The sequence below is a fragment of the Paraburkholderia sediminicola genome (genome assembly GCF_046026895.1).
Lineage (GTDB): Bacteria > Pseudomonadota > Gammaproteobacteria > Burkholderiales > Burkholderiaceae > Paraburkholderia > Paraburkholderia sediminicola_C.
In genome coordinates this window covers 16,888-29,621 of record NZ_JAQQEU010000017.1, presented here as the reverse complement: position 1 = coordinate 29,621, position 12,734 = coordinate 16,888, and the positions used below count along the sequence as shown (strand labels likewise).

Sequence of the window (12,734 nt, the reverse complement as noted above, 5' to 3'; positions counted from 1 at the left end):
CTTCCGGCATGCGTGCCCCGCACTCAACCGCCGCCAATCCCCTGCAACACCTTGCCGGTGCCGCCGCACACCGCGCAACGCGCGCCTTCCACTTTACCTGTGCCGTGGCACGCAGCGCAGACATCTTCGCCGACACCCGGCGCGTCCGGTGGCGCTTCGTCGCCGGGATTCAGTGCTTCATTGTCCTGTTGCATATGGCCCTCCGTTCGGTTTGAATTCGCGCCTCAGCGCGGCTATGCCGTCAACCCTTGCGTTGCGATTCGCGTCCGCCACCACCCGGCGGCTCGGCGTGCGGGCCGGTGCCGAGCGGCACTTCGGCCGTCTGGGCCGGCCGCTCGCCCGAGCGCGGCGGATTGGTTTGCGCGTCCACGCCGGTCTGCTCCACCGGCTCGATGCCCAGCGGGCTCGGCTCGACGTAATGCGTTCCGCTCGGCTTGTTGCGCGCCCTCGTTTCCGGCGAGATGTCGGGCTTGTCGCCGTTTTTAGCGCGTTCGGTGTCCTGCATGGCGCTCTCCTTCGGGTAAGCATTCCTTCCATGCAGCAACATCCGGTCCCTCTACACGAATGGCCGGCTCGATCGCCGTTCGTCAGCGGCGCAGGCGTGAGCGCGGTGCGCTGGGCATGGCGGTTGCGGCCCTGGTAGTGGAGGTCTGGCCCACGTTTTGTAAAAAGGAGAACGTCATGACGATCACGACGATTCGCATATCGGACACCCAAGTCCAGGTTGAACGAACCCTATACAAGTTCGCGCGAGTAAGCGACGCCGATGCATTCCAGCGCTGCCTCGCCGACGCATCGATCGACAGTTGCTATCGCGCGCACCCGCCCCTGTCAGCGCAGCCCACGGCGCCCGGCCAACAGCCTGACGATCCTGGCCGCGGTAGCACGATCTCGCCGTCGCTCGGCGGCATGCCGTGAGAAGCAGTGCCCAGCCGAGCGAGCTTTGTCGCGCGGCGCGCTCCCGCCGCGCTTCGGCGCTGCGCGATGGCTCGGCTCCATCACTTTTCGGGCGCCGCGCGATCGGCAGCGACGATCTCGCGCCCATAGTCGATCGCGGCCCGCCGGGCCTCGTCGGCGGTCGTATACGGACCGATCTCGGGTGCGCCATCGAACGGAAACAGGATTCTCCTGTCCGCTTTCCTGACAACCTTCAGTCCACCTACGTAACGGCCGTCGCCTGTTCCGTGATAGCTGGCGTAAATCTCGAAGTCATCGTCAGCGACGTCGGCCTTATGTCGCGCCATGTGTGCTCCCTCGTTCCCTGCACGGTCGGTGCTTGATGTGTCCTGTGCGGTGCGCAGCGCAGAAGCGGCTTTGCGTCTGCGCTTGCCGGCTTCGAGCAATAGCCGTTCCACACGGCGCCGGTCCGTTGTTCAGCGGCTAATCACCCGGCGACTTACGCAGCGTTGCGCGCAAACACGACGGCTAGAGGCATGAGGGTTGCGTTAACTCGAAGAAGACGAAATCCCATACGGAGACCGCGATGAATTTATCGACCCACTCGCCTCACGCCGTCGGCACACGTGGCATGCCGAGTTGGCGCATGCACACGCCGACGCCGCCCGAGGTCGATCCCGACGCACCCTTGCCCGACGTCGATCCCGATCGGCAACCGGACGAGGATGAACCCGGGAACCCATCGCGCGCTCCCGACGGCGATCCACCCGCTAAACCGCCGCCGGTATACACCACCGTGAGGCACGACGCGCAGCGGGAGCATCGGCACCCCCGTCAGGCACCATGAGCAGCGCGAGCACACCCGGCTTGATGCACATTGAAGGCGCAATTTAATACACAGGTCCGCTACTTGCGGAGGGTTCAGTGCGAGCCGTCGCGCGACCGGCCGAGACGCAAGGAGATAGACGGCCTGCGGGTTCATGCATTCGAAATTCTGCGCGGCTGCGTGATGGGCTATTACCCCGAATGCAACCGCGTGATCCCGCTGTCGCATCACGCGAAGCAGAGCCTGGTGCCGACGTGGAAGTCGATACCGGTGCGGCTGCGCAAATCGACGGGCGCCGACGAACGGGTCGCGGCGTGACTAGCCGGGAGGTCGACTCAAAAAACGGCCGCGTCGAGCGCGTGTGAAGAGCGCGTGTGAAGCGCGTGTGAAGAAGGCGGCGGTTTAGCAAGATCGCCGCCTTCAGAGGCATACGCCAGATCATTGATTCATCGTGGCGTCGCTTCGAACAGCGCACCATTCCTGCAATGCACCCCGCACTTCTCCAATAACGGTGTCCCATTCGCCCAACGTGCGCTGACGGAATAGCCGCATCGACGGATACCAGGGGTTATCCTTTCTTTCGGTCATCCATCGCCAGTCCGTGTATGCGGGGACAAGCACCCACACGGGCAAGCCCGCAGCCCCCGCCAGATGTGCGACCGATGTATCGACAGTGACCAACAGGTCGAGAGCGTGCAATATTGCAAGGGTATCGGTGAAGTCGCCGATGGCCGGTCCCAGCGTGTGCAGGTCAAACTGTCCCGCCAGTACTTCGGTTTCCCGTTCTTTCGCGCCTTTTTGAACCGAAAACCAGGTGATATCGGGTAGAGCAAATAACGCATTCAACTTATCGAGCTGGATAGAACGGAAACGATCGAGAGCCGGGCGAGGATCGCCCGCCCATACGATGCCAATTCGTCGTTTTCCTTCCGACGCCCGCAGTGCTGAAACGGCTTCGATGCACGCTTGCCAATAGCGTACTTTCTTCGGGTTCGCAGCGAGATACGGCATGACGACGGGCAGCATCGGCAGATCGAGATTCATATGCTCCGGCACACTGAACATATGACACCAGTAATCGTAAGGGCCGGGCGGCATGGCGGAGAACACGTCTTGTACTCCGCTCATGGTCGCCGCCAGGGCCGCTATAGGCGTGTCGACGAGAACATCCACCGTCGCCCCCCGCAGGTGTAGCCACTGCGCGAACCGAAGGAACTGTATCTGATCTCCAAGCCCCTGCTCGCCGACAAGCAGGAACCGGCATCCGCAGACCGACTCGCCCTTCCATTCGGGGAAATCAGGCAAGGCCATCACCGCGTGATTCTCTGGAATCTCGTAAAACGACTTGTGTCGCCGCCAGCCTTCTTCAAATTCACCAAGACAAAGCAGCACGCCTGAGTATTGGTATTGCACCACCGGATTGTCAGGCAACGCCAACGCGGCCTTCTGACTATAGACTCGACACTCCGCCACCCTCCCCAACGTCCTGAGTGCCCATGCCGCGTTTTGACACAGGACGGCGTCATATGGGTCAACAGCGAGCCCCTGCTGGGCTACTGCGAACGCTTCCTCATAACGGCGGCTTTTACTCAGCACATACACGACTGCTTTTATGGCGGCGGTATCGTTTGAAAAGCGGGTTCTAATCTCGCGGATGGTTTTGTCGAGTGCCGCAACGTGACCGCTATCTGTGATCGCCACAATGCAGTCAAGATCATCTTTCGATGCCGCTGGCTGAAGCAGCCACGTGAGCATCCAATAGTCCACGGCCTTATCGATGTCGCCGAGTTCGGCATTGATCCTGGCAAGTGCGCGACTGGCGTGCCTTAGTCCCGGCTCTATTTCGAGGGATTTCTCGTAGTGCACTGTTGCTTCGTTAAAACGGCCCGACTGCCGCAGACAGTCAGCGATATTTCTGTGCAAGCTGGCGCTATCCCCCGCCAGCCCGATCGCGCGCAGATAGCATGTCTCAGCAGATTCGTACTGACTGTTCAACGCGGCAAGCAGGCCTGCATGCTCCCACAAATCAGCCCGGTGAGGGGCGACCTGCAGCGCCCCGTCTATATACGCGCGTGCCTGGTTCAGATCGTTCAGATGAACACAAGTGAGGCCCATGCGGTGCAGTACATCCGCATCGCACGGACGCACAGCCAAAACCTTCCGATAACACGCAGCCGCTTCTGTCATACGCAGTGAAGAAAAGTGCATATCAGCTCGCGCAAGAAGCGCGTCTATGTGCATTTCGTCATCGTACATAAGAGATCACGTTATGAATGAATAGTTCTACTTCAATGCGCGCGGCTTGTCAGAAAGCTAACGTAGTCTTAGTAACCGTTAGTCAATACATCCGGTGTTTGCCAATGAGTAGCCGCGAAAACAATGGATGCGTTAATCGCTGTCGATGCTTTTACCATTGCGTAGAAATTCCCTCCCGAGCCCGGCAGCGGGATAGTGCATTTGGCCGGTGCGCGCTGCGCCATAGAGGCAGTACAGTCTGGATTGGCCATGTTTATAGAGTCAGACCGGACTGACAACGTTGCGGCATCGCTGGCTCCATCCGGCGTCAGAGTAAAGGTCAAATCTTTCCAGCCTACCCGATTGGGAGTGCCGTCGGGAGCGACCATCATCATCGAATGTGGGCCAGCGGGAATCGTGACCATGAAATAGAGCGTCTGGCCCGGTGTCATTGGAAACCTGACCGGGTTGTAATCGTTGGTGAGATCAGTGACCGCTGGCGCTTTAACCTCGAACGGCCGCGTGTACTTGCTCACTACCCCGTTGCTGTCAGTAACCGTCAAACTGGTTTTATACACGCCAGGCAAGTCATAGTTCCATACCGGACTGACCGATTTCGTGCTTACGGTATCAGCAGCGCCAGTGCCGAGATTCCACGCCCAGGTCTTGATTGGCACTCCTCCCCTGGCGGTAGACAGGTCGGTGCAAGTCACCTGCATCGAATCCTGGCTTTGTGAGCAATTGAAATCCGCCGCTACAGGTAGCGTTCCCGCTCTGGCCGCAACGACGGCCGCGTTTGCATCAAGAATGCCCGGCCCAATGTATTGGTCCGGTTGGCCGGTGGCGAAGGGTTGGACAGTCAGTTGCAGCAGGTTGCGCATTTCCGCGACAGTCAGGGCTTTGGGAGCAATCGACTGAACCAGCGCAGCAACACCTGTGACGTGCGGTGCCGCCATCGACGTCCCGCTCATAAAAGAATACGACTCCGCTACTGGCTGTTTGGTCCCGCTGTTATAGGTGGACCAGATGTCCTGCCCAGGCGCAGCAATATCAATCATCTCCCCATAGTTCGACTGGTTGTATCTCCCGCCCAGGCTAGTCCCGGCGACGCTGATAACATTGCGACAGTTGGCGGGAGTGGAACTCGATACATCTCGATTGTCGTTACCGGCGGCTGCGACAATAATCGCGCCGCGACTGGTCGCATCGTCGATTGCGCTTTGCAAAGTCCGATCACAGGTGCCGCCCCCGCTGACGCTCACGTTGATGATCTTCGCTGGGTAAGGATTGACGGGCGCGCCCGGGACACTACCGCCTGCGGCCCACACAATACCCTCGGCAACATCAGACATGGAGCCTCTGCCGCACGCATTCATTGCTCGTACCGGCACGATCCTGGCACCTGGTGCAATGCCAGCTATGCCATTGCCGTTGTTGGTCATTGCACCCATGATGCCGGCGACGTGCGTACCGTGCCAAATGACCGACGTACAGTTGTCTCCCGTGATGATGCCTGGCTCCGTGCCGTCTCCCCCCGAGTTGTCTCCCATGAAACCGTAACCAGGCAAGACGTTGGGAGTCAGGTCGCTATGTCTGGTCACACCCATGTCAACGAGCGCCATCACGACGCCATGTCCATTCGCAAGATCCCATGCTCCTTCTGCACGTACCCCGATGCTTTTGCTATTCGGGTCCGATTTCGGCGCCCATTGTCTGGCATATTCCGGGTCATTCGGAACCAGCTGGATGGACATCTCCCGGTCTGGTTCTACATACTCGACATCAAGGTCCGACGCAATCGCGCGCATAAACGCTCTGGCTTCCCTGGCGTTCAGCTTGCGTGCCGTTGTTACGACGTCTGCCCCGGCGCCCAAGCGGCGTGAATGGCGTGCCTTTGCGGGGAATGCACTTCCAAGCCGATCGAGTTTTGATTGGACCGCTGTGGGAGAACGGCCTTCTACGGTGCCACTCCGGTATTTGATAATGAAGCGGTCGTGGGTCACTTGCGGGTCGAGATTTTGCGTGTTCATCTTTAACGCGGATCGCAACTGGACGGTAGATGACGATGCGGCTCTAGCTGCCTCTGCTACATCAGGTGGTGTCGATGTCTGTGCCGCTACAGGCGAACTTATTGCACAGGTTAAAAACGCTATCGAAAGCAAACGACAGCCTGCAGCATGGATGCGGCGCCGTGTTGTTTTGAGCGCTAAAGCGCCGATCCGGGCATAACCTGGCTGGGAGACCCTCCAACCTGTATCACGTTCCTTCTTCTGCATTTCTCTTATCCTTCTTTATCGCATTGGAAAGCTATTAGCTCTTTTTATGAAGGATCACGCACTGTCATTGGTTACGAGTCAAGGCAACCAGGCGCATGCAATCTTCCAAAAGGAAACAGCCAACTTAGCCCAGACGGGCTAAACAATAGCCTACTTAGCCCGAACGGGCTAAGCAGTAGGCGTTTTCTTTTTCTTGCGTGGGAAGATTCAGCAGGACCACAAGTTTGATGCGACGCGCATTGAAAAACAAAAAGCGCGATTGCTCGCGCTCCTTCTTGAAGGACTCGGGACGCCGTGTTCGACGCGGCCCGACCCGCACCGCTCCCAAGGCCCGCCACGAAGCGTCAGAACTGATGCATCATCCCGACATAAGCGCCGGTTTGCGACTCGCCGACCAGCGGATTCGTGTTGCTCGTCGAATCGCGCGGCGATGCTTCGAGCGAGAAATTCGAACTGCTGGCATTGCGCACGTAGCCCACCGTGCCGTACAGGAAGGTGCGCTTCGACAGGTTGTAAGTCGTACCGAGCACATACATCATCGCGTGGCCGGACGGATCGTGCGCGACGTCGCCGCCGCCGTCGCCGACGTGGATGTAAAAGCCGCCCGCCGTCACCGCCCAGCGCGACTGCACGTTGTACGTGGCGCCGAGCCAGTAGTGATCGGCGGTATCGGCCACGCCGGCCGGTGAGTCGGGCGCCGAGGAATGCGTGTACGCGCCCTGGATCTTCACCGCGTCGAAACGCACGTTCGCACCGACGAAATATTCACGCGACGCCTGGAAGATATTGCTGAAGCGGCCGTTGTCGTCGCGCAGTTCGTCGTAGATGCCGCGCACGTCGAACAGCGGCGAGTGATAGGTCAGCATGATGCCGTCCGAGCGGCCGAACTCGCCCGGCGCGCCGCTGTTGAACGCGCCCGGCTGATTGCCGAACGAGTACTGCCCCTGCACATCGAAGCCCCAGAACACCGGGCTTTTATATTCGACGTTGTTGTTGGTCTGCTGCCAGTTGCGCCCGCGCACGAGCGACGCGGACGCAAACGCCTGCTGCACGAACGGATCGAATTCCCATACGCCATCGCTGTCGATGAAGAGATTACGTCCCGCCTGCAGCGTGCCCCACTGGTCGCTCTTCAAACCGACGAACGCGCGCCGCGACCAGAGCCGTCCGCCGCTCGTCGTGCCGTCCATGATTTGCAGACCGGTTTCCAGATTGAAGATCGCATGGAGCCCGCCGCCCAGCTCCTCATTGCCCTTGAAGCCCAGCATGCTGGTGCCCCAGTTGCCGCCTTCGGCGCGCCAGCGGCTCGAACTGCCGCCCGCGCCGTCGTTGATGTGATTCAGGTATTCGATGCCGCCGTCGAGACGTCCATATAGCGTCACGCTGGTTTGACCGGATGCGAGAGGACTCGCCACCGCCAGAGCTGCCACGAGTTTTACAGGTAGTCTCATTGTTTTGCCGTGAGTCGTTCTCCTCGCAGCCTGACAAACTTCGACGGGGCGTGCACTCGACATGACAGGCCGCAACACCGCGCACAGGTCGCGCATCGATTCATGTGGAAGATCGAAAGCTGCTGAAGATAAGATAGTCGGTCATTCGGCTTCAGCCAACTCGAAATGCACTCCGTTGATCGACCCTTCATCTATTTGCCATGAACGCGACCGCCCTCACCGAAGACGAAAATGACGACGCAAACCTGGGTCTCTACCAGCGCGCGACGCAAACCGGCGCGGAATGGTGGCGCGTCAGCGTGGCCGACCGGCCCGAGACCTATCGCCTCGAACACGGCGTCGACGCAGCCAACGGCACGGGCGCAGGCGCGGTCGATATCGATCTCGTGGTCGACGCGGAAAACCTGCGCGCAAAGCTGAAGAAATGGCGCCGCGAAGGCTTCGCGATCGACTCCGGCGACACCCGGAGCGCACCCGGCGCGCTCGAACGCAAGGCCTTCATGCCGGAATTGCAGCGGGTCGCGGCGCTCGCCGCGGCGGCAAGGCGCCAGCCTGATGAAGCCACTGGCGAGACCGTGCGCATCGGCCAGGTGGCGGTGCGCTGCGGCGCCGGCGGCGCGCTCGTGCCGCGCGTCAACCCCGCCTATCTGTTCGCCGCGCGCTTTAACGACATCGTCGAAGACATCGTCGAGAATCGCCGCGTGATGCTGATCGGTCACACCGGCGCGGGCAAAACCAGCCTGATCGAACAGGTCGCGGCGCGCTCGCGTCACGGCGTGTTGCGCTCGAATATGAACGGGCAGACCACCGTCGGGGATTTCGTCGGCTTCTGGACCGTCAAGGGCGGCGAGACGCTGTGGGTCGACGGCGTGCTGCCCACGGCGATGCGCGAAGGGCTCTGGCTGATCGTCGATGAAATCGATTTTGCCGAGCCGTCGATTCTCGCGGCCCTCACCGCCGTGCTCGAACCGCACGGGCGCCTCGTGCTGAAGGAGAAAGGCAACGAGATCGTTGCGCCGCATCCGTCATTTCGCCTCTTCACGACGGCGAACGCGGTCGGCGCGATGAGTCGGTTCCGCCATCTGTACCAGGGCGCGAATCTGATGAACGAGGCGTTTCTGGATCGCTGGCGCGTCTACCTGCTCGACTATCTGACGCCCGCCGAAGAAGCCGAGGTCCTGATGCGAACGCTGGCGCCGAATATGACGCGCACCCTGGCCGCGACGCTCGCCGCGATCGCCGCCGACTGCCGCGCGGCATTCGCCCGCGAGGATCTGTCGAGCGCGTTCTCGACCCGGCGCCTGCTCGACTGGGCCGAGCTGATGCTGCGCAGCGGCGACCCCGAGCGCGCCGCCGGCCCCGCGATCTACGCGAAGGTGAGCCCGGAGGACGCCGCGTTGATTCGCGGCATTGTCCGCCATCACATCGCGCCGGCCGCGTGAGTGGGCAGCGGCAAAGAATGCGACAGGAAACGCGACCATGAACGCCGCACACACAAGCCACGATCAGCGCGGTTTCGCATTCGAATCGACGCTCGGCAAGGTGGCCCGCGTGCTCACCGGACAATACGGCGTGACCGTCGTGTTCAGTCCCGAGGGACCGCGCGTCGAACCCGGCCGCATCGTGATTCCCGACTACGAGATGAACGGCGGCGTCGAACGCGATGTGCTGATCGGCTATCTGGACCTGCTGGTGGCGCGAGCGAAGCATGCGTCGCTCGCGCAGCTCGACGCGCTGCCCGCCGGTATCGCCGCGAATCTCGCGCAGGTGATCGAGGACCGCCGCGTGTGCGCGCAACTGCTCGATGAATATCCGGGCTCGCGCTGGTTCATCGGCAAGCTGCGCGAGCATGCTGCCGAGCGCGTGCGGCAACGCTGGCCGAAGCTCCACTGGCGCGAGCGGCTGGTGTGGCTGGTCGAGCGCGCGCTGTGGGACGAGCCGCCGAGCCGCACCGAAGCGAGCCCGTCGCTGTTGGCCGCGTTGCATGCGGCGCAGGATCTGCTGCGCGACGCGCGCGCGAGCGGCTCGACCGCGCAGAGCATCGCGGCGGCGCAGGCGCTGGTGGCGCGCGTGCGGGCCTTGTCGGCGGGCGACGTGAACAGCATGGCCTTCAGCGCGGATGCGCTCGAGGACATCGACACGCAAAGCGCCGCTGCATCGTCCGCGCCCTTCGACGACGACGACACCGTGCTGCCCGATCACGACAGCGCGGCCGCGCCGAGCGCCGAGCGCAGCGGCGGCGCGCAGGCGGACGACGCGCTCGGCATGGGGCAATCGCTCGCCGGCTCGCAACAGCCGTCCACCCGCCGCGAAGGCGAAGCGGGCGCGAGCGCAACGCACGCCCCGCGAGCCCAGCTATCGATTCCGCTCGCCACCGAATTCGACGTGCTCGCCGACCTCACGGGCCAGGGCGACAGCGCCGCATGGCGCGCGCTGCGCGCGCAAGCCCGCGCCGACACCGCGCCGCTGAAGGACAAACTCGAACGCGCGCTGAGCGCCGACGAGCGCGTGCGCTGGCGCCGCGAGCAGGAGCGCGGCGACATCGACCGCACCGCGCTCGCACGGCTCGCGACCTCGCCCGGCTACCGCACGCCGTTTCGCACGCAGCGCGCGGCCAAAGGGCGCGACGTCGCGGTGACGCTGCTGATCGACCGCAGCGGCTCGATGGCCGGGCGCAAGATCGAACTCGCGCGCCTGTGCGCGACAGCGCTCGCCGATGCGCTCACGCAGCTCACGTTCGATTGCGAAGTGCTCGGCTACTGCTCGCTCGAATCCGCGCCGATGCGGCAGCTCTATGAGCGGCAACTGGCGGCCGGCGCGGACTTGCGGCGCTACAACCGCTTCGTCGAGCGGCTCGATCTGAAGGTGTACAAGCGCTTCGGCGCCGCTGACCTGAGCGGGATCGCCGCGATCGACTGCGGTCACGAGAACCCCGACGGCGAAGCGCTCGCGTGGGCGGCGACGCGGCTCGCCGATCACCAGGCCGCGCGGCGCATCCTGATGGTGTTTTCCGACGGCTATCCGTCGACCGGCGACGGCGATCCGCAGGTCCTGCGCCGCGATCTGCGCGAACGTGTCGCGGCAATCGGCAAGCGCGGCATCGAACTGGTAGGGATCGGCGTGCTGACCGACGCGGTCGAAGATTTCTATCCGCGCAACGTGGTGGTCAGTCGGCTCACCGAATTGCCGTCGACGGTTTTCTCGGTGTTGAGCTCGTTGCTGCTGACGCGCTAGCGTTCCTATATGTCACGCCGTGACCCTTCCGGTTGGAGCTGCAACGCCACTGTTCACGCCAGTTGCGGCTCGAACGGGAAGTGCTCGATCTCGCCACCGCGCGCGACCACCGCCGAACTCTCGGGAATCTCCTGCCACCAGCCCGGCAAATCCGCGAGCGGCTCCGATAGCACCAGGAACGCATTCTCGCCGGCCAGCGCGATGCGCTGATCGTCGGGATACAGCTCGTGCAGTTGACGGAACGACGTGCTGTGAAACAGCGAACGCGACTGCCCTTCGCTCGAATAACGGACCGCGACGATCTGCTCGCCGTCGGTCGCGCACACGGTCATGTTCACCGGTTCGTCCACGCCATGCCGGCGGCCGGTGGCCTCGACGAACCCCACCATCCGTTCGAGCGCGGTGACGGGCGCCAGCTCCAGGCCGAATGTCAGCGCGAGGAAGAACAGCACTTCGGAATCGGTCGACCCTTCGATCGACGGGAACAGGCCGGGGTCGATCGCCACCATCAGATCGCGACGCACCGCCGGATAGTTGCGCACCAGCCCGTTGTGCGCGAATAGCCAGCGACCATGACGGAACGGATGGCAGTTGGTTTCCTGCGACGGCGTGTCGGTCGCCGCGCGTATGTGCGCGACGAACAGCGGCGCGTGAATCGCCCGCGCGGCCTCTCGCAGATTGCGGTCGCTCCACGCGGGCTGGATGCAGCGGTAGCGGAACGGAATGTCGGTCGGATGACCGTACCAGCCGATCCCGAAGCCGTCGCCATTGGTGGTGGTATGGCCGAGCCGCGAATGCAGGCTCTGGTCGATCAGTGAATGTTTGGCGTTGAACAGCACCGTTTCGAGCTGAAGCGGGTTGCCGGTATAAGCGAGCCAGCGGCACATGATTGCTCTCCTCTTGAATTGGGCCGAGCGCTGCGGCGCGACGCGCCGCCGGGTGTGAGGCTATTTGACCACGGGCTGCATCGTCGCGATCGGAATCAGGAATTCGGAAAAGCCGGTCAGCATGATCTGCACGCCGATGCACAGCAGCAGAAACGACGATACACGCATTGCCACCTTGGTCCCTTCGACCCCGAGGTAGCGCGCGAAAATCACCGCGCGGCTATAGATCAGATAGACGGTGACGGCCACCGCGAACGAGATCAGCACCGACGCAATGCTCGACACCACGAACTCCGACAGCTTGTGCGTGCGGTTCGCGGTCAGCGCGATGGCGGTCGCGATCGAGCCGGGTCCGGTGGTCAACGGAATGGTGAACGGGAAGAACGCTTTCGACATCGCGTTGTCCGCGTCGACGCGCTTGACGGCCGGTGGATCGGCCGGCTGCGTGTCGGGTGCGTTGAGCATCTGCCAGCCGCCCACCGCCACCGCGAGCCCGCCGCCGATGCGCAGCGCCTCCATCGAAATGCCGAAGAAATGCAGGATCGGCGTGCCGATAAAGAACGCCACCAGCAGCACGCAGACTACGTTGACGGCGATTTTCCTCGCGAGCGCGGTGCGCTCCTCGGTTGTCAATGCAGCGGTCCGGTCAAGGAAGACGAAGGCAATGCCGATCGGGTTGATGATGCTGATCAGCCCCGTGAAGCCAAACAGAATGTCCGAGATCAGACTGGCGACCATATGCGATCCGTGTCGAACGGCGGCCCGGCTGGCGCGACGCCCAGTCGGCCCGCCGAAGACGCCCAGCCATGTTGATGAACCCGGAGCGCTTCGCGCGATCCGGACCATGCTCGCACTGCGTGCTGCAGATCATATCGCGGCGCGACAGCCAAAGCCGCAAAAAGCCGTGGACGGCCGGCCGCCCGTCGGC

General features: G+C 62.6%; 12 protein-coding genes. 4 read left to right on the top strand and 8 right to left on the bottom strand.

The annotated features are described in order from the left end of the window. Positions 1-23: 23 nt before the first annotated feature. A complete protein-coding gene (locus tag PQR02_RS14610; protein ID WP_408231655.1) occupies positions 24-194 on the bottom strand; it encodes a hypothetical protein in 171 nt (56 codons plus the stop codon). Between the two features lie 47 nt (positions 195-241). Beyond that, the gene (locus tag PQR02_RS14605; protein ID WP_408231652.1) at positions 242-505 is read right to left on the bottom strand and encodes a hypothetical protein; all 264 of its coding nucleotides are present in this window, start codon (positions 503-505) and stop codon (positions 242-244) included. A 176-nt stretch (positions 506-681) separates the two neighbouring features. On the opposite strand from PQR02_RS14605, the gene PQR02_RS14600 reads away from it, so the two are divergent. Further along, positions 682-918, top strand: coding sequence for a hypothetical protein (locus PQR02_RS14600; RefSeq protein ID WP_408231892.1), 237 nt, complete (start codon positions 682-684; stop codon positions 916-918). An 80-nt stretch (positions 919-998) separates the two neighbouring features. On the opposite strand, the gene PQR02_RS14595 is transcribed toward PQR02_RS14600, so the two are convergent. Further along, positions 999-1,244, bottom strand: coding sequence for a DUF6723 family protein (locus tag PQR02_RS14595; RefSeq protein ID WP_408231649.1), 246 nt, complete (start codon positions 1,242-1,244; stop codon positions 999-1,001). A 563-nt stretch (positions 1,245-1,807) separates the two neighbouring features. Between PQR02_RS14595 and PQR02_RS14590 the strand changes: the two genes are divergently transcribed. Continuing rightward, on the top strand, positions 1,808-2,041 hold the full coding sequence (locus PQR02_RS14590) for a hypothetical protein (protein ID WP_408231646.1): 234 nt from the start codon (positions 1,808-1,810) through the stop codon (positions 2,039-2,041). Between the two features lie 120 nt (positions 2,042-2,161). Here the strand turns inward: PQR02_RS14590 and PQR02_RS14585 are convergent, their stop codons facing one another. From PQR02_RS14585 to PQR02_RS14575, 3 genes are all read right to left on the bottom strand, one after another. After that, a complete protein-coding gene (locus PQR02_RS14585) occupies positions 2,162-3,979 on the bottom strand; it encodes a hypothetical protein (RefSeq protein WP_408231643.1) in 1,818 nt (605 codons plus the stop codon). Between the two features lie 68 nt (positions 3,980-4,047). Continuing rightward, positions 4,048-6,234, bottom strand: coding sequence for a S8 family serine peptidase (locus tag PQR02_RS14580; protein ID WP_408231640.1), 2,187 nt, complete (start codon positions 6,232-6,234; stop codon positions 4,048-4,050). A gap of 344 nt (positions 6,235-6,578) precedes the next feature. Beyond that, on the bottom strand, positions 6,579-7,685 hold the full coding sequence (locus PQR02_RS14575) for a porin (protein WP_408231637.1): 1,107 nt from the start codon (positions 7,683-7,685) through the stop codon (positions 6,579-6,581). A 200-nt stretch (positions 7,686-7,885) separates the two neighbouring features. On the opposite strand from PQR02_RS14575, the gene PQR02_RS14570 reads away from it, so the two are divergent. Both PQR02_RS14570 and PQR02_RS14565 read left to right on the top strand, forming a co-directional pair. After that, positions 7,886-9,127: an AAA family ATPase gene (locus PQR02_RS14570; RefSeq protein WP_408231634.1), complete on the top strand. Its 1,242-nt coding sequence runs from the start codon at positions 7,886-7,888 to the stop codon at positions 9,125-9,127. A gap of 37 nt (positions 9,128-9,164) precedes the next feature. After that, positions 9,165-10,919 carry a cobaltochelatase CobT-related protein gene (locus PQR02_RS14565; protein WP_408231631.1) on the top strand — a complete coding sequence of 585 codons (1,755 nt, stop codon included), beginning with the start codon at positions 9,165-9,167 and terminating at the stop codon, positions 10,917-10,919. A 53-nt stretch (positions 10,920-10,972) separates the two neighbouring features. Here the strand turns inward: PQR02_RS14565 and PQR02_RS14560 are convergent, their stop codons facing one another. Then, positions 10,973-11,806: a class II glutamine amidotransferase gene (locus PQR02_RS14560; RefSeq protein WP_408231628.1), complete on the bottom strand. Its 834-nt coding sequence runs from the start codon at positions 11,804-11,806 to the stop codon at positions 10,973-10,975. A 60-nt stretch (positions 11,807-11,866) separates the two neighbouring features. Further along, positions 11,867-12,544 (bottom strand): MarC family protein, encoded by a 678-nt coding sequence (locus PQR02_RS14555; protein ID WP_408231625.1) that lies wholly within the window; start codon positions 12,542-12,544, stop codon positions 11,867-11,869. Positions 12,545-12,734 lie beyond the last annotated feature (190 nt).

Excerpts from the sequence above, each read along its gene's own strand:
- PQR02_RS14555 (WP_408231625.1), bottom strand. The coding sequence starts at position 12,544 with ATGGTCGCCAGTCTGATCTCGGACATTCTGTTTGGCTTCACGGGGCTG.
- PQR02_RS14560 (WP_408231628.1), bottom strand. The coding sequence starts at position 11,806 with ATGTGCCGCTGGCTCGCTTATACCGGCAACCCGCTTCAGCTCGAAACG.
- PQR02_RS14600 (WP_408231892.1), top strand. The coding sequence starts at position 682 with ATGACGATCACGACGATTCGCATATCGGACACCCAAGTCCAGGTTGAA.
- PQR02_RS14595 (WP_408231649.1), bottom strand. The coding sequence starts at position 1,244 with ATGGCGCGACATAAGGCCGACGTCGCTGACGATGACTTCGAGATTTAC.
- PQR02_RS14580 (WP_408231640.1), bottom strand. The coding sequence starts at position 6,234 with ATGCAGAAGAAGGAACGTGATACAGGTTGGAGGGTCTCCCAGCCAGGT.
- PQR02_RS14565 (WP_408231631.1), top strand. The coding sequence starts at position 9,165 with ATGAACGCCGCACACACAAGCCACGATCAGCGCGGTTTCGCATTCGAA.
- PQR02_RS14605 (WP_408231652.1), bottom strand. The coding sequence starts at position 505 with ATGCAGGACACCGAACGCGCTAAAAACGGCGACAAGCCCGACATCTCG.
- PQR02_RS14610 (WP_408231655.1), bottom strand. The coding sequence starts at position 194 with ATGCAACAGGACAATGAAGCACTGAATCCCGGCGACGAAGCGCCACCG.
- PQR02_RS14575 (WP_408231637.1), bottom strand. The coding sequence starts at position 7,685 with ATGAGACTACCTGTAAAACTCGTGGCAGCTCTGGCGGTGGCGAGTCCT.
- PQR02_RS14570 (WP_408231634.1), top strand. The coding sequence starts at position 7,886 with ATGAACGCGACCGCCCTCACCGAAGACGAAAATGACGACGCAAACCTG.
- PQR02_RS14585 (WP_408231643.1), bottom strand. The coding sequence starts at position 3,979 with ATGTACGATGACGAAATGCACATAGACGCGCTTCTTGCGCGAGCTGAT.